Here is a 20,326-nt window from a genome sequence, read left to right on the forward strand (position 1 = left end):
CTCGTACGGGGGGCACGCGGGTGCCCACCCCCACCCTATCCAGCCCGAACACGGCGAAGGGCCCCGCCCGGATTCCGGACGGGGCCCTGCACCGCGTGTGGCGACGCGGGGATCAGTGGTGGCCGTGGCCGCTCGTGATCTCCTTGTACTCCTCGACGGTCGGCTTCGGGATCTGGTTGTCCTCGCCGTAGTAGGCGTTGGACAGCTTGACGCGCAGCCGCTGCGACGCCGTCACCTTGCGCTCGACGCCGTTCTCGTCCACCGTCGCGCCGATCTCGGCCGGCTCGTACTGGTGGTGCGCCGTCAGGGTGTGGAGCTGCTCCTGGCTGAGCGGCTCGTGCACCTCGATGAACTCACCGTGCGGCAGGCGCTTGATGATGCCGGTCTCGCGGCCGTGCAGCACCTTCTCCTTGTCGCGGCGCTGGAGGCCGAGGCAGATCCGCTTGGTGATGATGAACGCGATCACCGGACCCGCGAAGAAGCCGATACGGACGAACCAGGTCACGGCGTTGATCGACAGGTGGAAGTGGGTGGCCCACAGGTCGTTGCCACCGCCGACCAGACCGATCATGTAGACCGTGATCCAGGCGACACCGAACGCGGTACGGGTCGGGGCGTTGCGCGGGCGGTCCAGGATGTGGTGCTCGCTCTTGTCGCCGGTGACCCAGGACTCGATGAACGGGTAGACCGCGATGGCCATCAGCACGACACCGAACAGCACCAGCGGGATGAACACACCCAGGACCAGCGTGTGGCCCCAGAAGTTGATCTCCCAGCCCGGCATGTAGCGGACCAGACCCTCGGCGAAGCCCATGTACCAGTCGGGCTGGGCGCCCGTGGAGACCTGGTCGGGGCGGTAGGGACCCATCGCCCAGATCGGGTTGATCTGCGCGATCGCCGCGATGACCGCGATGACACCGAAGACCAGGAAGAAGAAGCCTCCGGCCTTCGCCATGTACACCGGCAGCAGCGGCATGCCGACGACGTTGGTCTCCTTCTTCCCCGGACCCGCGAACTGCGTGTGCTTGTGGTAGAAGACCAGGATCAGGTGAGCCACCATCAGCCCGAGCATGATGCCCGGCAGCAGCAGGATGTGGATCGAGTAGAACCGCGCCACGAAGTCGTGGCCCGGGAACTCGCCGCCGAAGAGGAAGAACGAGATGTACGTGCCGACGATCGGCATGGACAGGATCGCGCCCTCGGTGAAGCGCACACCGGTGCCGGAGAGCAGGTCGTCCGGGAGCGAGTAACCGGTGAAACCGGTGAACATGCCGAGGACGAACAGCAGGAAGCCGAACAGCCAGTTGACCTCACGCGGCTTGCGGAACGCGCCGGTGAAGAACACGCGCATCATGTGCACGAACATGCCCGCGAGGAAGATCAGCGCGGCCCAGTGGTGGATCTGCCGGATGAGCAGACCACCGCGCACGTCGAAGGAGATGTGCAGCGTGGAGCTGAACGCCTCCGACATGAGCTGTCCCTGGAGCGGGACGTAACTGCCGTGGTACTCCACCTCGTTCATCGACGGGTGGAAGAACAGCGTCAGATACACACCCGTGAGGATGATGATCAGGAAGCTGTACATGCACACTTCGCCGAGCATGAACGACCAGTGGTCGGGGAAGATCTTGCGCATGTTGGCCTTGGCCAGGGAGTAGATCCCCAGCCGGCCGTCGGCCCAGTCGGCGATGCGCTCGCCGGCCGGAGCCTTCCCGCCCGAGCGGGAAGCGTCGTTGTTCGCAGTACTCATCCGCGCTCCCAGAATGCAGGACCGACGGGCTCCGCGAAGTCGCCGAGCGCTTCGAGGTAACCCTCGTCGTTCACGCCGATGTGAAGCTGCGGCAGGGCGTGACCGGCGGGACCGAAGATCACCCGGGCGCCGTCGGAGAGGTCGAAGGTGGACTGGTGGCACGGGCACAGCACGTGGTGCGTCTGCTGCTCGTACAGGGAGATCGGGCAGCCGACGTGGGTGCAGATCTTGGAGAAGGCGACGATGCCCTCGTGCGACCACGCCAGTTCCTGCTTGTCCTTGATGTTCTCCGGCTGGAGCCGGATGATCATCAGGGCCGCCTTGGCGATCTGGTTCTGGAAGTCCTCGTCGGTCTCCTCCAGGCCCTCGGGCTTGGCGAAGGTCAGCGAGCCGACGGCCACGTCCTCGGGACGCAGCGGCTCGTTGGTGTTCACGTTGACGAGGAGCTTGCCCTTCGCCCACAGCGTGTGGCGGAGCGACTTGTGCGGCAGCGGACCGAGGTCGCGCAGCAGCATCACGCCGGAGAGCGGCACCAGGGCCAGCGCGCCGAACATGGTGTTGCGGATCAGCTTGCGGCGGCCGAGAGCCGACTCCTTGGCACCCTCGCGGAAATCCTCGAAGACCTTCGCGCGGACCTCGGGAGCCGCCTCGATCGGGTGACGCTCGGCGGCGACCTCGACGTCCGACATCAGGGTGCGCGCCCAGTGGACGGCGCCCGCGCCGATGCAGAACAGCGCCGTACCGAGGGTCAGACCCAGCGCGAAGTTCAGCGCGCTGATGTGCCCGATCGGGAAGACGAAGATCGCCTTGTCACGCGGGACGGTGACGTAGGAGGCGATGAAGCCGAGGGTGGCCAGCATCGAGATCGTGAACAGCAGGGCGACCGCACGCTCGGACCGGTCGGCGGCCCGCTCGTCGATGTCCTGGATCCGGTGCTCGTGGGGCGGCAGCCCCGGGTCGGCGAACGGGTTCTTCTCGTCCGCGACGCTTACCGCGCCGTGCGCGTGGTCCTGCTCAGCGGGCAGGTTCTCTTCAGAATTGTCTTGGCTACTCATGACTTCTTGGCCTTTGCGGTCCGAGCGGCGACCCAGACGGCTACCGCGATCAGCGCGCCGAGGCCGAAGATCCAGGCGAACAGACCCTCACTGACCGGCCCGAGGCCGCCCAGCTCCAGACCGCCCGGGTTCTCGGTCTCGCTGCCGTTGACCGCGTGCAGGTACGCGATGATGTCCTTCTTGTTCTTCTCCGTCATCGTGGTGTCGGGGAAGGACGGCATGTTCTGCGGGCCGGTCTGCATGGCCTCGTAGATGTGCTTGGGGTCGACACCCTCAAGGCTGGGCGCGTACTTGCCCTTGGTGAGGGCACCGCCCTTGCCGGTGAAGTTGTGGCACTGCGCGCAGTTGGTGCGGAACAGCTCGCCACCCTGGCCGATGTCCGCGCCTTCCGGGCCGTACTGCTCCTTCGTGGGCACGCTCGGGCCGGCGCCCAGCGACGCGACGTACGCGGCGAGCTGGTCGATCTGCGCCTGGGTGTAGATGGTCTTCTTGCGCGGGATCTGGGCCATCTGGGAGGTCGAGGCCGGCATACGGCCGGTGCCGACCTGGAAGTCGACCGCCGCGGCGCCGACGCCGACCAGGCTGGGCCCGTCGGAGGAACCCTGGCCACCGGTGCCATGGCAGCTTGCGCAGCCGACCTCGTAGAGCTTCTTGCCCTCCTTGATGGTCAGGGACTGGGAGGTTTCATCGGCCTGGGCCTTGCTCGCGGGTGCGAACGCGGCGTACAGCCCCCCAGTTGCCGCCAGCGCGAGGAGTAGGACGACGACCGCCGCCAGCGGATGGCGTCGTCGTGAGGAGAGCTTTTTCACGGATTACCCCGGTGTCAGGATCTTCTGCGTCGGTGCTTCTGGATGTGCGGGAACGGTCCCCGCTACTTGATCAAGTAGATCGTGGCGAAGAGGCCGATCCAGACCACGTCGACGAAGTGCCAGTAGTAGGACACGACGATGGCGGCGGTCGCCTGCTCATGGGTGAACCGCTTCGCCGCGTAGGTGCGGCCCAGTACCAGCAGGAAGGCGATGAGACCGCCCGTCACGTGCAGGCCGTGGAAGCCGGTGGTCAGGTAGAACACCGAGCCGTACGGGTCGGAGGACAGGGAGATCCCGTCCTTCTTCACCAGTTCGGTGTACTCGTAGATCTGCCCGCCGATGAAGATCGCACCCATGATGAAGGTAGCGATGAACCACGCGCGGAGCTTCTTCACGTCACCGCGCTCGGCGGCGAAGACGCCGAGCTGACAGGTGAGCGAGGAGAGCACCAGGATCGTGGTGTTCGTCGCGGAGAAGGGCACGTTGAGCGCGTGCGCCATCTCCTTCCAGTGCGCCGCTCCGGTCACGGACCGGAGGGTGAAGTACATCGCGAAGAGGGCCGCGAAGAACATCAGCTCGGAACTCAGCCAGATGATGGTTCCGACGCTGGTGAGGTTCGGCCGATTGACCGACGGGTGCGCGTGCCCGGTTTCTACTGTCGTTGCTGTCGCCACGACCGACATTATGTCGGTCGCTTATCTCGCCCTCACTCCGGGGGTGCCGTTCGGAGTGTCCGTGCTTGTCGTACCGGTGTTGACGTGGTGTTCGGCGGAGTAACATCCGGCCCGGAAAGGCCCGTCCGTACGACGCCGACGTCTCGGAGGAACCATGCAGCCGACCGCCACCGTGCTGGTGTACAGCGACGACTCCACCACCCGGGAACAGGTACGGCTGGCCACCGGCCGCCGCCCGGCTCCGGACGTGCCCCGCGTCGAGTTCGTGGAGTGCGCGACGCCCGAGGCCGCGGTGCGCGCGGTGGACGCGGGCGGCATCGACGTGTGCGTGCTGGACGGCGAGGCGGTGCCGATGGGCGGCATGGGGCTGTGCCGTCAGCTCAAGGACGAGGTCTTCGACTGCCCGCCCGTGCTGCTGCTGATGGGCCGTCCCCAGGACGCCTGGCTGGCCACCTGGAGCCGGGCCGACGCGGCGGTGACGCTGCCGGTCGACCCGATGGAGTTCGCCGAGTCCCTGGCGTCCCTGCTGCGCCGCAGGCGCCTGCAGAGCGCCTGAGACGCCCCGGGGGCGCGGGAGCCGGTCGGGCGGGCCGTACGGCTCCCGCGTCGCCACTCAGGCCGCCGCGGGGCGCAGCCGCACCGAGTCCTGCGGGTTCGCCGGGGCACCGCCGCCGCCGTTCAGGGCGCTGCCCGCGCTCCATTTCTTCCAGTCCAGGTTCCAGTCGCCGAAGCCGTTGCCGAAGTCCTCCATGGCGTGGCCGTTGGAGTTGACGACCTTGACGACGTCGCCGGGGCGTACGTGGTCGAAGAACCACTCGGCGTTCGAGGTGCTCATGCCGGTGCAGCCGTGGCTGACGTTGGCGTACCCCTGGGAGCCGACGGACCAGGGCGCGGCGTGGACGTATTCGCCGGACCAGGTCACCCGGGTGGCGTAATACACGGGCAGGTCGTAGGAGTCGGAGCTGCCCTCGGCGATGCCGACCGTGGTGCCGCGCATCCGTACGAAGTACTGCTTCTCCAGGACCACCTTGACGCCGTTGCGGGTCTCGAAGCCGGGTTTTCCGGTGGTGACCGGGATCTGGTTGATGACCTGGCCGTTCTTGTAGAACGTCAACTGGTGGGTGGCGGCGTCGGTGATGGCCTCGACCCGGTCGCCCGTGGTGATCTTCAGGTCCTTGGTCTTGCCGCCCGACAGTTTGTCGTTGATCTTGATGCCGTCCAGGTTGCTGTGCACCTGGATGGTGGCGTGGGCGGGCCAGTACTCCTTGGGCCGGTAGTGCAGCTCCTTGTCGCCGACCCAGTACCAGGAGCCCTGCACGGCGGGCACCGAGTCGACCCTGAGTCCCCGCTCCACGACGGCCCGCTGCGCCTTGTCCTTGATCTCCTGGTCCAACTGGACGGTGATCGGCTGTCCGACGCCGTACTCGCCCGCCTCGGGACCGAAGGTGACGCCCAGGGTCTTCTTGCCGGTGGTCTTGGTGGTGTCGAAGGTGAGGACCTTGCGGCCGGGCGCGCCGTCGTCGTCCTCGGTGCTGACCTGGACCGTGTAATGGGCGTTGGCGGCCAGCGGGGAGGTGCTGTGCCACCGGCCACCGTCGGCGGCGAGTTCGCCCGTCACATAGCGCCCTGTGGCGTCCCGGGCGGTGACGTCCGTGATCCGCCCCTCGTCGCTCTTCAGGGTGACTTCCAGGGGCTTGTCCGGGTCCACCCGCTTGCCCGCCTCGGTGGGGCCGGTGAAGGAGATCTGGCCCGCCGCGTCGTACGGCTTGGTCGCCAGGGCCGCGTTGCCGCCCGAGCCACAGCCCGTGACGCCCGCGCCGAGGGCGGCCACCAGCAGGGTGCAACTGACGACAGTGCGGGTCCGCGCAGAGTGATTCATACGATTACGTTATGAGGCGAAAAGTCCGGGGGCGCGGCGCGTACCTCGGACGAGGGACGGACACTGCGGCAAACGGAGGAGCCCGGACCCTCCTGACGGAGTGTCCGGGCTCCCGGTGCGCTCGGCGCTGTGTTACGGGGTGTCCTACTGGGTGCGGTTCTCACCGCGGTAGTACTCGAAGACCCAGCCGAACAGACCGACCAGGATGATCGGCGCGGCGAAGTAGACGAGCCACCAGCCGACGGCGATGCCGAGGAAGGCCAGGGCGCCGCCGACCGCCAGGGAGAGCGGCTGCCAGCTGTGCGGGCTGAAGAAGCCCAGCTCGCCCGCGCCGTCCGAGACGTCGGCCTCCTTGTCGTCCTGCGCGCCCGCGTCGACCCGCCGGGCGGTGAAGCCCAGGTAGAAGCCGATCATGATGCACAGGCCGAAGGCCAGGAAGAGCGCCGTGGTGCCGGCCGGCTCCTTCGACCACACGCCGTACACGACGGCCATGATCAGGACGAAGAAGCTCAGCCAGATGAACATCCGGCCCTGGATCTTCACTTGCCGGCCTCCTTGCTGCCCGCGATGGCGGCGCCGTGACCGGCGTGCTCAAGCTGCTCCAGCGCGGCGATCTCGGGGTGGTGCAGGTCGAACGCCGGGGATTCGCTGCGAATCCGCGGCAGGGTGAGGAAGTTGTGCCGCGGGGGCGGGCAGGAGGTCGCCCACTCCAGCGAACGGCCGTAGCCCCACGGGTCGTCCACGCCGACCGGCTTGCCGTACTTGGCCGTCTTCCACACGTTGTAGAGGAACGGCAGGATCGACAGACCGAGCAGGAACGACGCGATGGTCGAGACCGTGTTCAGGGCGGTGAAGCCGTCGGCCGCCAGGTAGTCGGCGTAACGACGCGGCATGCCCTCGGCGCCCAGCCAGTGCTGGACCAGGAAGGTGCCGTGGAAGCCGATGAACAGCGTCCAGAAGGTGATCTTGCCCAGGCGCTCGTCCAGCATCTTGCCGGTGAACTTCGGCCACCAGAAGTGGAAGCCGGCGAACATCGCGAAGACGACCGTGCCGAAGACCACGTAGTGGAAGTGCGCCACCACGAAGTACGAGTCGGAGACGTGGAAGTCCATCGGGGGCGAGGCCAGGATGACACCGGTCAGACCACCGAACACGAAGGTGATCAGGAAGCCGGTGGTCCAGAGCATCGGTGTCTCGAAGGACAGCGAGCCCTTCCACATCGTGCCGATCCAGTTGAAGAACTTCACACCGGTCGGGACCGCGATGAGGAACGTCATGAAGGAGAAGAACGGCAGCAGCACACCGCCGGTGACGTACATGTGGTGCGCCCACACGGTCACGGACAGACCGGCGATGCCGATCGTGGCGGCGATCAGACCCATGTAGCCGAACATCGGCTTGCGCGAGAACACCGGGATGATCTCGGAAATGATGCCGAAGAACGGTAGCGCGATGATGTACACCTCTGGATGGCCGAAGAACCAGAAGAGGTGTTGCCATAGCAATGCCCCGCCGTTGGCGGCGTCGAAGACATGGGCACCGAACTTGCGGTCCGCCTCCAGGGCGAACAGCGCGGCCGCGAGGACCGGGAAGGCGAGCAGGACCAGCACACCGGTCAGCAGCACGTTCCACACGAAGATCGGCATGCGGAACATCGTCATGCCCGGAGCGCGCATGCAGATGATCGTGGTGATGAAGTTGACCGAGCCGAGGATCGTGCCGAAGCCGGAGAAGGCCAGACCCATGATCCACATGTCGGCGCCGACACCCGGCGAACGGACCGCGTCCGACAGCGGGGAGTAGGCGAACCAGCCGAAGTCGGCCGCACCCTGCGGGGTGAGGAAGCCGCCCACCGCGATGAGCGAGCCGAACAGGTAGAGCCAGTAGGCGAACATGTTCAGCCGCGGGAACGCCACGTCGGGCGCGCCGATCTGCAGCGGCATGATCCAGTTCGCGAAACCGGCGAACAGCGGCGTCGCGAACATCAGCAGCATCACGGTGCCGTGCATCGTGAACGCCTGGTTGAACTGCTCATTGGAGACGATCTGCAGACCCGGACGGGCCAGCTCGGCGCGCATGAGCAGCGCCAGCACACCACCGATGAGGAAGAACGCGAACGACGTCGCGAGGTAGAGCGTGCCGATCGTCTTGTGGTCGGTGGTCGTCAGCCACTTCACCACGACATTGCCGGGCTCCTTGCGCCTGACCAGCAGCTCGCTATCGGACGCGTCGGCTGCGGCGGCACCCTGGGGTTCGTTGAGGATGCTCACAGGTTGTTCGTCTCCCGGTTCTTCTCGTGGCTCGTCTGCGCGATGCCGGCGGGAATGTAACCGGTCTGCCCCTTCTTGGCGAGGTCCTTGAGGTGCTGCTCGTACCGCTCGGGGGAGACGACCTTCACGTTGAACAGCATCCGGGAGTGGTCGACGCCGCACAGCTCGGCACACTTGCCGAGGAAGGTGCCCTCGTGGTTGGGAGTCACCTGGAAGGCGTTGGTGTGACCCGGGATGACGTCCTGCTTCATCAGGAACGGCACCACCCAGAAGGAGTGGATGACGTCACGCGAGGTGAGGATGAAGCGAACGGTCTTGCCCTTGGGCAGCCAGAGCGTCGGACCGGGGTTGTTGGTCTGCGGGTTCCGCGTACCCGGGGTGCCGACGTCGTAGACACCGCCGGCGTTCGCCGGGAATGCCTTCGTGAACCGGTCCGGGATGGCGGCCAGGTTCGGGTCGGTCTTGGGGTTCCCGGTGGAGCCCGGGACGTTCTCGATGTAGTTGAAGCCCCAGCTCCACTGGAAGCCGACCACGTTGACCGTGACGTCGGGCTTCTTCTCCAGGCTGAGGAGCTTCGACTCGTCGCGTGCCGTGAAGTAGAACAGCACGGAGACGATGATGATCGGGACCACCGTGTACAGCGCCTCGATGGGCATGTTGTACCGCGTCTGCGGCGGAACCTCGACCTTGGTGCGGCTGCGCCGGTGGAACATGACGCTCCACAGGATCAGGCCCCACACCAGCACGCCGGTAGCGAGCGCGGCGGCCCAGGAGCCCTGCCACAGGGAGAGGATGCGGGGAGCCTCTTCCGTGGTCGGGGTGGGCATACCAAGGCGGGGGAAGTCCTTGTATGTGCAACCGGTGGCGGTCGCCAGGACCAGGCCCGCGGTCAGTGCCTGCAGCAGCTTCCGCCGCATCGGGCGCCGCGGCGAGCGGTCGGAGCCGTTGGGACTCACGTAGCGCCTTCCCGAGAGTCTCGCCCGCGCGGTCGGCTGCGGCCTTCTCGCTGGTCGGTCGCCGCCCTGCGTCGGGCAGGGGTTTGGATGTTTATGCGGACCAAACCCTAGCCGACGGCCTCCGGCGGTTCGCGGGGAGGGGGGCATACGCGTCGCCGGGTCGTCATCAAGGGGGTTTGGGGGCGCCTAATCGCCGGAGATGGTTGCCATTTGAGGGCGTGTGCGGCTATTTGGGGGGCTGGTCGCGCCCACGCGGCGGAGCCGCACATTGGCACAGCCCCGCGCCCCTTCGATACACACACCTCGTTTTAACGTTGCTGTGTGAGCTACTTCGACGCTGCTTCTGTTGCTCCTCTTCATCCCGTTGCCCGGCAGGCGCTGGTGGGCTCTTTGGAGGAGGGGTGGGCTGATCCTGGGCGGGTTTACCGGGAGGGGCGCAGGGCCCGGGTGTTGGTGGACGCGGCTCGGGAGGCGGCTGCGGAGGTGGTGGGGTGCCGGGCCGACGAGGTGGTGTTCACCGCCTCCGGGACCGAGGCGGTGCGGCAGGGGATCGCGGGGGCGTTGGCGGGGCGGCGGCGGACGGGGCGTCACCTCATCGTGTCAGGAGTCGAACATTCCTCTGTACTCCATTCGGCGGAAGAGTGGGAGGCGGACGGGGGGTCGGTGAGTCGGGTCCCCGTCGATCGCGGGGGTGCCGTCTCGGTGGGTGGGTACGGGGACGCGCTGCGGTCGGACACCGCGCTGGCGTGTCTGCAGTCCGCCAATCACGAGGTGGGGACCGTGCAGCCGGTGGCGGAGGTGGCCGAGGTGTGCCGGGCGGCGGGGGTGCCGTTGCTGGTGGACGCCGCGCAGTCGCTGGGGTGGGGCGCGGTCGGGGGCGACTGGTCGCTGCTGACCGCCAGTGCGCGCAAGTGGGGCGGGCCCGCCGGGGTGGGGCTGCTCGTGGTGCGCAAGGGGGTGCGGTTCCAGCCCCAAGGGCCGCGCGAGGAGGGGCGGTCGGGGCGTACGGCCGACTTCGGGAACATCCCGGCGATCGTCGCGGCGGTGGCCGCGCTCAGGGCCGTACGGGCCGAGGCGGACGCGGAGGCGGTACGGCTGCGGGAGCTGACGGAGCGGGTGCGGGCGCGAGTGCCGCACTTGGTGCCGGACGTGGAGGTGGTGGGCGATCCGGTACGGCGGCTGCCGGGGATCGTCACCTTCTCCTGCCTCTACGTGGACGGCGAGGCGCTGCTGCACGAGCTGGACCGGGAGGGCTTCGCCGTCTCCTCGGGGTCCTCGTGCACGAGCGGCACGCTGGAGCCGAGCCATGTGCTGAAGGCGATGGGGGTGCTGAGCGAGGGCAACGTCCGCGTGTCGCTGCCGCCGGGCGTGGCGGAGGAGGACGTGGAGCGGTTCCTCGACGTGCTGCCCGGCGTGGTGGCGCGGGTCCGGGAGCAACTGGGGGCGCCGGTGCCGGAGACGTCGGTGCGCGCGGCGGAGCTGGTGGTGGACTCGCTGGGCAAGCGGTGCCCGATCCCGGTCATCGAACTGGCCAAGGTCATCGGGGACGTGCCGGTGGGCGGCACGGTACGCGTCCTCTCGGACGACGAGGCGGCCCGGCTCGACATCCCGGCGTGGTGCGAGATGCGGGGGCAGGAGTACGTGGGCGAGGAGGAGGCGCCGCGGGGTACGGCGTATCTGGTGCGGCGCGTTTCCTGACGTACGTCCGTCGCGTCGTACACGGATGCCCCGCTCCCTCCCGGGCGCGGGGCATCCGTGTCGGTGCGTCAGGCCAGGTGCGCCTGGACCTCCGCCGCCGCGTCGTCCCCGTACGCCTTGGTGAAACGGTCCATGAAGTGAGCACGGCGCAACTGGTACTCCTGCGTACCCACCGTCTCGATGACCAGCGTCGCCAGCATGCAGCCCACCTGCGCCGCGCGCTCCAGGGAGACGCCCCAGGCGAGACCGGAGAGGAACCCGGCGCGGAAGGCGTCGCCGACACCGGTCGGGTCGGACTTGCGCTCCTCGTCGGGGCAGCCGACCTCGATCGGGTCCTCGCCGACCCGCTCGATGCGGACGCCGCGCGAGCCGAGGGTGGTGACGCGGTGGCCGACCTTGGCGAGGATCTGCTCGTCGGTCCAGCCGGTCTTGGCCTCGATGAGACCCTTCTCGTACTCGTTGGAGAAGAGGTACGTGGCGCCGTCCAGCAGTATCCGGATCTCCTCGCCCTCCATGCGGGCGATCTGCTGGGAGAAGTCGGCGGCGAAGGGGATGGCGCGGGAGCGGCACTCCTCCGTGTGGCGGAGCATCGCCTCCGGGTCGTCGGCGCCGATCAGGACGAGGTCCAGACCGCCGACGCGGTCCGCGACCGTCTTCAGCTCGATGAGGCGCGCCTCGCTCATGGCGCCGGTGTAGAAGGAGCCGATCTGGTTGTGGTCGGCGTCCGTGGTGCACACGAAGCGGGCGGTGTGCAGTGTCTCGGAGATGCGGACGGACTCGGTGTCCACGCCGTGGCGCTCCAGCCAGGCGCGGTACTCGTCGAAGTCGAAGCCCGCGGCGCCGACCAGGACCGGTCGGGTGCCGAGCTGGCCCATGCCGAAGGCGATGTTGGCGCCGACGCCGCCCCGGCGGACGTCCAGGTTGTCGACCAGGAAGGAGAGCGAGACCGTGTGCAGTTGGTCCGCGACGAACTGGTCGGCGAAGCGGCCGGGGAAGGTCATGAGGTGGTCGGTGGCGATGGAGCCGGTGACTGCGATACGCACGACGGGCGTTCTCCTGGCGGAAGGGGAGGTGACAGTTCACGCTACCCGGTTCCGGGCGGGCACTGAAGCGGGGAAAACTACCCGATAGTAGATCTTTCTTCACCGCCGCCCGCGTGCCTACGGTGCGGGCATGACGAACCTCAGGGGCAACTCCCCCACCCCGGCGGACCTCGACGGCGACCTCGCCGCCCTGCGCGGCGACTGCGCCCGGATGGCGCCGCACTGGCCCGCCTCGACGGACCCCTCCGCCCGCCCGGTCCCGCCGTCCTCGATCCACGGGGTACGCGTCCCGCCGCGCTCGGCGCGCCTGGTCGACGCCATGCCGGACTACGGCGACTGAGCCGGGGCGCACGAAAGGGAACCGCGCGCCCCCCACCCACGTCCCACCGCCGCCCCCGCGACACGGGGCACGGACCGGCGAGGAGCGATGCGGTGAACCCCGAGCGACCTGAGGACGTCAACGTCCCGGACCCCGACAACGCGGAGGAGCCCGCGGCGGCTCAGCGGGCGGAGCAGCGCGCGGGTGAGGGGACCGGACCGCGTGCGGGTGCGGAGTCGGGCACCGGCACGGGCACGGACGCGGAGCCGGGTGCGAGCGGGAGGGCGGACGCGGTCGGCACGAGCACGGCGGCGACCGCGGAGGCGGCGACGAAGCCGGAGGCGGCGGACACCGGCGGGGGCGCGGAGCCCAACGCTACGGACACGAGCGTGGCGGCGAAGCCGGAGGCGGCGGCAGAGTCGGGGGCGGCGGACGCGGGCGCAGAAGCGGAGGCGGAGGCGGAGGCGGCGCACAGCACGGCGGACGCCGAGGCTCCCCACCCCGGAGACCCCACCCCGGACACCGACAGCGACACCGACACCCCCGCCGAAACCACCCACTCAGCCGCGCCCCACTCGGATGAACCCGCTCCCCCGCCCCGCCCCCGTACCGCGCTGATCGTCGCCTCCGTGGCCGCTGCCGTGCTGGCGCTCGGGGGCGGTGGGGCGTGGCTCGCCGCCGGGGTCGGGGCGGACAGTGAGCCTGGAGCGGCTGGGGCGGGAGGCACTCCCCCGCCGCTCGCGTTGGACGGGGGAAGCACCGCGGGGATCGCGCCCGGGGAGTCGAATCCGTACGGCGTGCGGTACGTGGCCGAGGGGAAGTTGCCGGACGGACCGGGGTCGGCGGCGGTGCGGGCGCCGGAGGGTGCCGTCGGGAAGGACGCGGTGGCGCGGCTGGCGCGGGCGCTCCAGGTCGACGGGGCGCCGGTGGCGGACGGGGACGGATGGCGGGTCGGCGGGCGCGCCGGGGAGCCGGTGCTGCGGGTGAGCGGGGGCTCGGCGGGCGGGTGGTCGTTCAGCCGGTACACGCCCGGCACCGACAACTGCCCCAAGGGCGACGTGTGCGCGCAGGACCCGGTCGCCCCGGCAGCCGACGCGGTGAGCGTGGCGAAGGCCAGGGCGGTGGTCGCGCCCGTGCTCAAGGCGCTCGGGCAGGACGGCGCGAAGACGGACGCGAGCCAGGTCATGGGTGCCCGGCGGGTGGTGAACGCCGATCCGGTGGTGGGCGGGCTGCCCACCTACGGCTGGACGACCGGGCTGACCGTGGACGAGCGGGGCGAGATCGTCGGCGGGCACGGGATGCCGGCCGTACCGGAGAAGGGCGCGGAATACCCCGTACTGAGTGCGGACAAGACCCTCGCGCTGCTCAACTCGGCGCAGCCGGAGGGGCATCGGATGGGCATCGGGGGCTGTGCGACACCGGAGCCGCTGAAGGACCGGCTGGAGCAGCCGTGCGGGGCGAACACGACCCCCGCCTCCCCCGCGTCCCCGAAGGGTGACCGGCTGACCGTGGAGAAGGCGGTGTTCGGGCTCGCCGCGCACGCGGTGAACGGCCAGGAGGCGCTGGTGCCGTCGTGGCTGTACCAGGTGCGGGGTACGGCGGCGCGCGGCACGTTCACGGTGACGTACCCGGCGGTGGACCCGAAGTACCTCACCACGGCGGCGCCGTCGGGCTCGGCGGGGAGCGGGCGGTCGGTGAAGATCGGGGCGTACAGCGCGCACGGACGTGAGCTGACCGTCCGCTTCATGGGCGGTGTCTGCGCCGACCACCGCGCCGCCGCGAAGGAGAGCGCCGGGCGGGTCACGGTGTCGGTCACCGAGCACCCCCGGGCGGGCAAGGTGTGCGTGCTGATGGCGAAGGAGTTCGCCGAGACCGTACGGCTGGAGGCGCCGCTCGCCGGGCGGACGGTCGTCGCGGAGGACGGCGGGCGCGTGCCGCAGGCGGAGTCGCTCGCCCGCCCCGAGAAGTAGTCACCCGCGCCGGGGCGCGAGAACGCGCGAGGCGGCGGACCCCCGGGTCGGGGGCCGCCGCCTCGCGCGTCGGACCGGTCGGACCGGGCCGCTTAGCTGAAGGAGTCGCCGCAGGCGCAGGAGCCCGTCGCGTTCGGGTTGTCGATCGTGAAGCCCTGCTTCTCGATCGTGTCCACGAAGTCGATGGTGGCGCCGCCCAGGTACGGGGCGCTCATGCGGTCGGTCACGACCTTGACGCCGTCGAAGTCCTTCACGACGTCGCCGTCGAGGGCGCGCTCGTCGAAGAAGAGCTGGTAGCGCAGGCCGGAGCAGCCGCCGGGCTGGACGGCGACGCGCAGGGCGAGGTCGTCACGGCCCTCCTGGTCGAGCAGCGCCTTGACCTTCGACGCGGCGGCGTCGGTCACGATGATGCCGTCGGTGACGGTGCTGGTCTCGTCCGATACGGACATCTACATCTCTCCCAAGTCGTACGGAGACTGCTTTTCGAGGAGTGCAACCGGCGCGTCGGCCGATTCATTCCGGGCCGGGCGGGCGCGTTGCCGCGTTCTGCTTCTCTCTTCAATGCTCGCACACGGCCGGGAGGGGGGACAGCGGCTCGGCGCTCCGGTCCCGGAGCGTGCCGGGATTCACGTCACATGGACACTTTCGCCATCGTCAAAGTGACGTGAAGCGGTTATGATAGATAGCGTCAGTTAGACGAAAACTAGAAAGGGTAGGTGTCGTGACCACCGCCCAGACCCCGCAACTCGACGTCCAGCCGTCTCCGCTCGCCCTGCTGCTGCTCGGCCGCGGCGCCGACCCGAAGAGCGAGCGGGGCGTCGAATGCCCCGGCGATCTGCCCGCGCCCTCCGACCCGGACCTCGTCGAGCGTGCCCGCGCCGCGAAGGCGAAGCTCGGGAACAAGGTCTTCGTCCTCGGCCACCACTACCAGCGTGACGAGGTCATCCAGTTCGCGGACGTCACGGGCGACTCCTTCAAGCTGGCCCGGGACGCCGCCGCGCGTCCGGAGGCCGAGTACATCGTCTTCTGCGGTGTGCACTTCATGGCGGAGTCGGCCGACATCCTCACCTCCGACGACCAGAAGGTCGTCCTGCCCGACCTCGCCGCCGGCTGCTCCATGGCCGACATGGCGACGGCCGAGCAGGTCGCCGAGTGCTGGGACGTGCTGACCGAGGCGGGCGTGGCCGAGCAGGTCGTGCCGGTGTCGTACATGAACTCCTCCGCCGACATCAAGGCGTTCACCGGCAAGCACGGCGGCACGATCTGTACGTCGTCCAACGCCAAGCGCGCCCTGGACTGGGCCTTCGAGCAGGGCGAGAAGGTGCTGTTCCTGCCCGACCAGCACCTCGGGCGCAACACCGCCGTGCGCGAGATGGGCATGTCCCTGGAGGACTGCGTCCTCTACAACCCGCACAAGCCGAACGGCGGGCTCACCGCCCAGCAGCTCCGCGACGCCAAGATGATCCTGTGGCGTGGCCACTGCTCCGTGCACGGCCGCTTCAGCCTGGAGTCGGTCGAGGACGTACGCGCCCGGGTGCCCGGCATCAACGTGCTGGTCCACCCCGAGTGCCGGTACGAGGTCGTGGCCGCCGCCGACCACGTCGGCTCGACGGAGCACATCATCAAGACCCTGGAGGCGGCTCCGGCAGGCTCCAAGTGGGCCATCGGCACCGAGCTGAACCTCGTCCGCCGCCTGGCGAATCGTTTCGCGGCCGAGGACAAGGAGATCGTCTTCCTCGACCGCACGGTCTGCTTCTGCTCCACCATGAACCGCATCGACCTCCCCCACCTGGTCTGGACCCTGGAGTCCCTCGCCGAGGGCACCCTGGTCAACCGCATCGAGGTGGACCGCGAAACGGAGGCGTTCGCGAAGCTGGCGCTGGAGCGGATGCTGGCGCTGCCGTAAGAGCCTTCATCTGTACGTGGGTCAGGGGCGCTTCCCGGTGTCGGGAAGCGCCCCTTTCGTGCCACGATCGGGGGAACGGTTCCCGATCTCTTGGACAGGTGATCTTCCGGTGTCCCAGTCTGGCGAACGACCGAAGGAGGGGCGTGACATGACTGCCGTCGCGCATGAGCCGACCACGCCGGCTGAGGGACTGCTGGACATCTTCCTGTCCCTGGACACCCCCGAGGGCTTCCGTGCCGAGCTGATCGAGGGGGAGATCGTTGTGACACCGCCGCCCGACGGGGACCATGAGGACTACATCGGACTGATCGTGAGCCAGGTGATCAGGCGGTCCCGGACCGATATGCAGTTCTCCGGGAACAAGGGCCTGCTACTGAAAAGCGCGGAGCGCGACCCGAAGGACCATGTGATCCCGGACGGCACCTTCGCGCCCACCGCGCTGCGGCTCTACCGCGGCGCCGAGTCCTGGATGCCCTGCGACGGCGTCGTCTTGGTGCTCGAAGTGACGTCCAGCAAGCCCCGGACGGACCGCGAGGCCAAGCGTCACGGTTACGCGCGTGCCGGGATCCCCCTGTACCTGCTGGTGGACCGGGATGCCTCCTCGATCACGCTGTTCAGCGATCCGGGGAGCGACGACTACCGCCAGCTCTGCACCGTCCCGTTCGGCACGTCCCTCGCGCTCCCGGACCCCTTCGGCTTCGAGCTGGACACGACGGACTTCCTCTGAGGCTCTGACGGTGACAGACAGAGAGGCCCGGCCCGCACGATCGTGCGGGCCGGGCCTTTTCCACGTCCGGACGTCACATCCGGCCGCCCGGTTACACCTTCACCGGCTCCGGTTCGTCCGCCGAAGCCTCCGGCTCCGTCGGGTTCGCCTTCTTCGCTGTCTTCTTGGCCGCGCGGCGTTCCTTGCGGAGTTCGAGCATCGCGTAGAGCGTCGGGACCAGGAGGAGGGTGAGGAGGGTGGAGGTGATCAGACCGCCGATGACCACGACCGCGAGGGGCTGGGCGATGAAGCCGCCCTGGCCGGTGACGCCCAGGGCCATGGGGAGCAGGGCGAAGATCGTCGCCAGGGCGGTCATGAGGATGGGGCGGAGGCGGTGGCGGCCGCCCTCGATCACGGCTTCGACGACGCCGTAGCCCTGGGACCGGTACTGGTTGATCAGGTCGATCAGCACGATCGCGTTGGTCACCACGATGCCGATCAGCATCAGCATGCCGATCATCGCCGGGACGCCCATCGGGGTGCCGGTGACGATGAGGAGACCGAGCGCGCCGGTCGCCGCGAACGGGATGGAGACCAGCAGGATCAGCGGCTGGACCAGCGAGCGGAACGTCGCCACCAGCAGCATGAACACGATCGCGATGGCCGCCAGCATGGCGAGCCCCAGGTTCTTGAACGCGTCGTCCTGGTCGGAGGAGACACCGCCGATCTCGGCCGTGGCGCCCGCCGGGAGCTTCAGCGTCTTGAGCTTGGCCTGGAGCTGGGTGCTGACCGCGCCGGTGTTGTCCCCGGTCGGCCGGCCCTTGATCGTCGCGGCGCGCTGGCCGTCGATGCGGGTCATGGAGACGGGTCCGTCGACCAGCTTGACGGTCGCGATGTCACCGAGCTCGACCCGCCCGAGGTTCAGGTTCTTGAGCTGGGCCAGCGTGGTCGCGGGCTTGGCGGAGCGCACCACGATGTCGCGCTCGGTGTCGTCCAGGATCGCCTTGCCCGCGGGGGTGCCGCGTACCGCCTGCGCGACGGCGCCGCCCAGCTTCTGCTGGTCGAACCCGGCGGCGGCAGCCTTGCCGTTGGCCTTGACCGAGATGCGCGGCACGCTCTGCGAGAGGTCGCTGGTCACGTCGGTGACGTCGTCCAGCCCCGCCACGGTGGAGCGGACCTTCGCGGCGGCGGTCTTCAGGGTGGCCGGGTCGGCCGCCTTGACCACGACGCTGAGGTCCTGGTTGCCGAAGCTGTCGCCGCCCGACACGGTGGTCGTGCCGATGCCGTCGAGCCTCGCGAGCCCGTCCGTCAGGTGCTTCTGCACGTCGGCGAAGGACGCCCCGTCCTTCAGCATGACCTGGTACGACGCCTGGTTGGTGTCGGTGCCGCCGCCGAACGCCGCCATGAAGCCGGAGGAGCCGATGGTGACCTGGTAGTCCTTGACGCCCTTGATCGAGCCGAGCAGCTTCTCCACCCGCTTGGCCTGCGCGTCCGTCGCCTCGAGGCTGGTGCCGGGCTTCAGCGTCTGCTTGACGGTGAGGACCTGCTGCTCGCCCTGGTCGAAGAAGTTCGTCTTCAGCAGCCCGGACATCCCGAAGGTGCCGAGCAGCACGACCACCGCGATCAGCACACTGGTGAGACGGCGCCGGGTCGCGAACCGCAGGACCGGGACGTAGACACGCTGGAGACGGCTGTTGTTCTCCTTCTCCTCCGCCCGGCGGCGCGCCTCCTCGGCGTCCTCGGGGGTGCCCTTGGGGGCGCGCAGGAACCGGTACGACAGCACCGGCACGACCGTCAGCGACACCAGCAGCGAGGCCAGCAGGGCCGCCGTCACGGTGATGCTGAAGGAGCCGAACAGGGCGCCCACCATGCCGCCGACCAGCCCGATCGGCAGGAAGACGGCGACCGTGGTGAGGGTCGAGGACGTGACCGCTCCGGCCACCTCGCGCACCGCGCCGATGATGGCGGCGCCGCGCTCCTCGCCGTAGCCGAGGTGGCGCTTGATGTTCTCCAGGACCACGATCGAGTCGTCCACGACCCGGCCGATGGCGATGGTCAGCGCGCCCAGGGTGAGCATGTTCAGGGAGAGCCCGCGCGTCCACAGCACGATCAGCGCGAGGACCACGGACAGCGGGATGGACACCGCCGTGACCAGCGTGGAGCGCACCGAGGCGAGGAAGACCAGGATGACCAGGACCGCGAAGAGCAGACCGAGCGCGCCCTCGGTGGTCAGACCGTCGATGGCCTTGGAGACCGCCGGACCCTGGTCGCTGACCACGGTCAGCTTCGCGTCCGGGCCGAGGTCGGTACGGAGCTTCGGCAGCTTGTCCTTGACCGCCTGGGAGATGGCGACGGCGCTGCCGTCGTGGTCCATGGTGACGTTGACGGCGAGGCTCGGGCGGCCGTCGGTGCGGGTGAGGGAGTCCGACGGCGCCGGGCGCTCCTCGACCTTGGCCACATCACCGAGGCGTACGGGCTTGGCGCCCGGCTCGCCGGTGACCATCAGATCCTTGATCTGGGTCAGCGAGGTGTAGCCGCCGCCGACCTGGACGGTGCGGTTGGCGCCCTGCTCGTCGAAGGAACCGGCCGGGACGGTCGCGCCGCCCGCCTGCAGCGCGGGGACCAGCGCTGCGGGGGTGAGACCTGCCTTGGCGAGCTTGGCGTTGTCCGGGGTGACGGCCACCTGGACGTCACGGACGCCGGTGACCTGGACGCGCCCGACGCCGTCGATGTCCTTCAGCGCGGGGACGACCGTGCGGTCCAGCTTGTCGGCGAGCGCCTGCTGGTCCTGGCCGGAGGACGCGGCGAGGACGACGGTGGGCATGTCGTCGGTGGAGCCGGAGATGACCTGCGGGTCGACGGTGTCCGGGAGCTGCCCCCGGGCCCGGTTCACGGCCTGCTGCACGTCGGTGACGAGCCGCTTGGTGTCGTTGCCGTAGTCGAAGGACGCCATGATCACGGCGTTGCCCTCGGAAGCGGTGGAGGTGACACCGGTGATGCCGTCGACGCCCTGGAGGTTGTTCTCGATGGGCTCGACGACCTGCTTCTCGACCACGTCGGGCGAGGCGCCCTGGTACGGCGCGATCACCGACACCATGGGCAGGTCGATGGTGGGCAGGAGCTGCTGTTTGATCTGGGGTATCGCGATGGCTCCGAAGAGCAGCGCGACGAGCGACACCAGGCCGACGAGGGCCCGCTGTTTGAGGCTGAACCGGGACAGCCAGGACATGGGACAGGGTCTCTCTTCTGTGAGCGGCAGAAGCTGCTGGGACGGGCGCGGAAGCTTGGGCG

General features: G+C 69.1%; 17 protein-coding genes. 6 read left to right on the forward strand and 11 right to left on the reverse strand.

Going from position 1 to position 20,326, the window contains the following annotated elements:
* Positions 1 to 112: 112 nt before the first annotated feature.
* The 4 genes from IF655_RS08320 to IF655_RS08335 form a co-directional block, all read right to left on the reverse strand.
* The gene (locus IF655_RS08320; protein WP_199583395.1) at positions 113 to 1,750 is read right to left on the reverse strand and encodes a cytochrome bc complex cytochrome b subunit; all 1,638 of its coding nucleotides are present in this window, start codon (positions 1,748 to 1,750) and stop codon (positions 113 to 115) included.
* On the reverse strand, positions 1,747 to 2,805 hold the full coding sequence (locus IF655_RS08325) for a ubiquinol-cytochrome c reductase iron-sulfur subunit (RefSeq protein ID WP_199583401.1): 1,059 nt from the start codon (positions 2,803 to 2,805) through the stop codon (positions 1,747 to 1,749). Before IF655_RS08325 ends, IF655_RS08320 begins: the two co-directional genes overlap by 4 nt.
* Positions 2,802 to 3,614 carry a c-type cytochrome gene (locus IF655_RS08330; RefSeq protein ID WP_199583403.1) on the reverse strand — a complete coding sequence of 271 codons (813 nt, stop codon included), beginning with the start codon at positions 3,612 to 3,614 and terminating at the stop codon, positions 2,802 to 2,804. The genes IF655_RS08325 and IF655_RS08330 overlap by 4 nt, the downstream gene beginning before the upstream one ends.
* Positions 3,615 to 3,676: 62 nt before the next feature.
* Positions 3,677 to 4,297 carry a heme-copper oxidase subunit III gene (locus IF655_RS08335; protein WP_199583405.1) on the reverse strand — a complete coding sequence of 207 codons (621 nt, stop codon included), beginning with the start codon at positions 4,295 to 4,297 and terminating at the stop codon, positions 3,677 to 3,679.
* 145 nt (positions 4,298 to 4,442) lie between these two features.
* Between IF655_RS08335 and IF655_RS08340 the strand changes: the two genes are divergently transcribed.
* Positions 4,443 to 4,844 (forward strand): response regulator transcription factor, encoded by a 402-nt coding sequence (locus IF655_RS08340; protein ID WP_199583407.1) that lies wholly within the window; start codon positions 4,443 to 4,445, stop codon positions 4,842 to 4,844.
* A 57-nt stretch (positions 4,845 to 4,901) separates the two neighbouring features.
* On the opposite strand, the gene IF655_RS08345 is transcribed toward IF655_RS08340, so the two are convergent.
* The 4 genes from IF655_RS08345 to coxB all read right to left on the reverse strand — a co-directional run bounded on the left by IF655_RS08345 (position 4,902) and on the right by coxB (position 9,393).
* Positions 4,902 to 6,167: an Ig-like domain-containing protein gene (locus IF655_RS08345; RefSeq protein WP_199583409.1), complete on the reverse strand. Its 1,266-nt coding sequence runs from the start codon at positions 6,165 to 6,167 to the stop codon at positions 4,902 to 4,904.
* Positions 6,168 to 6,311: 144 nt separating this feature from the next.
* Positions 6,312 to 6,710, reverse strand: coding sequence for a cytochrome c oxidase subunit 4 (locus IF655_RS08350; RefSeq protein WP_018545535.1), 399 nt, complete (start codon positions 6,708 to 6,710; stop codon positions 6,312 to 6,314).
* The gene (gene ctaD / locus IF655_RS08355; protein WP_018545534.1) at positions 6,707 to 8,437 is read right to left on the reverse strand and encodes a cytochrome c oxidase subunit I; all 1,731 of its coding nucleotides are present in this window, start codon (positions 8,435 to 8,437) and stop codon (positions 6,707 to 6,709) included. The genes IF655_RS08350 and ctaD overlap by 4 nt, the downstream gene beginning before the upstream one ends.
* On the reverse strand, positions 8,434 to 9,393 hold the full coding sequence (gene coxB, locus IF655_RS08360) for a cytochrome c oxidase subunit II (RefSeq protein WP_199583411.1): 960 nt from the start codon (positions 9,391 to 9,393) through the stop codon (positions 8,434 to 8,436). Before coxB ends, ctaD begins: the two co-directional genes overlap by 4 nt.
* Positions 9,394 to 9,714: 321 nt before the next feature.
* Between coxB and IF655_RS08365 the strand changes: the two genes are divergently transcribed.
* Complete coding sequence (locus tag IF655_RS08365; protein WP_199583413.1) at positions 9,715 to 11,091, forward strand: cysteine desulfurase/sulfurtransferase TusA family protein; 1,377 nt, start codon at positions 9,715 to 9,717, stop codon at positions 11,089 to 11,091.
* Positions 11,092 to 11,159: 68 nt separating this feature from the next.
* Here IF655_RS08365 and IF655_RS08370 read toward each other — a convergent pair whose 3' ends face one another.
* The gene (locus tag IF655_RS08370; RefSeq protein ID WP_199583415.1) at positions 11,160 to 12,134 is read right to left on the reverse strand and encodes a carbohydrate kinase family protein; all 975 of its coding nucleotides are present in this window, start codon (positions 12,132 to 12,134) and stop codon (positions 11,160 to 11,162) included.
* Between the two features lie 130 nt (positions 12,135 to 12,264).
* Between IF655_RS08370 and IF655_RS08375 the strand changes: the two genes are divergently transcribed.
* Positions 12,265 to 12,474, forward strand: a complete 210-nt coding sequence (locus IF655_RS08375; RefSeq protein WP_199583417.1) for a hypothetical protein — start codon at positions 12,265 to 12,267, stop codon at positions 12,472 to 12,474.
* A 92-nt stretch (positions 12,475 to 12,566) separates the two neighbouring features.
* A complete protein-coding gene (locus tag IF655_RS08380; RefSeq protein ID WP_242488660.1) occupies positions 12,567 to 14,423 on the forward strand; it encodes a hypothetical protein in 1,857 nt (618 codons plus the stop codon).
* A gap of 92 nt (positions 14,424 to 14,515) precedes the next feature.
* Here IF655_RS08380 and erpA read toward each other — a convergent pair whose 3' ends face one another.
* The gene (erpA, locus tag IF655_RS08385) at positions 14,516 to 14,872 is read right to left on the reverse strand and encodes an iron-sulfur cluster insertion protein ErpA (RefSeq protein ID WP_161180710.1); all 357 of its coding nucleotides are present in this window, start codon (positions 14,870 to 14,872) and stop codon (positions 14,516 to 14,518) included.
* Positions 14,873 to 15,144: 272 nt separating this feature from the next.
* Between erpA and nadA the strand changes: the two genes are divergently transcribed.
* Together nadA and IF655_RS08395 are read left to right on the forward strand one after the other, a co-directional pair.
* Positions 15,145 to 16,329, forward strand: a complete 1,185-nt coding sequence (nadA, locus tag IF655_RS08390; protein WP_199583419.1) for a quinolinate synthase NadA — start codon at positions 15,145 to 15,147, stop codon at positions 16,327 to 16,329.
* A 148-nt stretch (positions 16,330 to 16,477) separates the two neighbouring features.
* Positions 16,478 to 17,056, forward strand: a complete 579-nt coding sequence (locus tag IF655_RS08395; protein ID WP_018545526.1) for a Uma2 family endonuclease — start codon at positions 16,478 to 16,480, stop codon at positions 17,054 to 17,056.
* Positions 17,057 to 17,147: 91 nt separating this feature from the next.
* Here IF655_RS08395 and IF655_RS08400 read toward each other — a convergent pair whose 3' ends face one another.
* The gene (locus tag IF655_RS08400; protein WP_199583421.1) at positions 17,148 to 20,264 is read right to left on the reverse strand and encodes an efflux RND transporter permease subunit; all 3,117 of its coding nucleotides are present in this window, start codon (positions 20,262 to 20,264) and stop codon (positions 17,148 to 17,150) included.
* Positions 20,265 to 20,326 lie beyond the last annotated feature (62 nt).

This window comes from Streptomyces sp. DSM 110735, assembly GCF_016482685.1.
Taxonomy (GTDB): Bacteria; Actinomycetota; Actinomycetes; order Streptomycetales; family Streptomycetaceae; genus Streptomyces.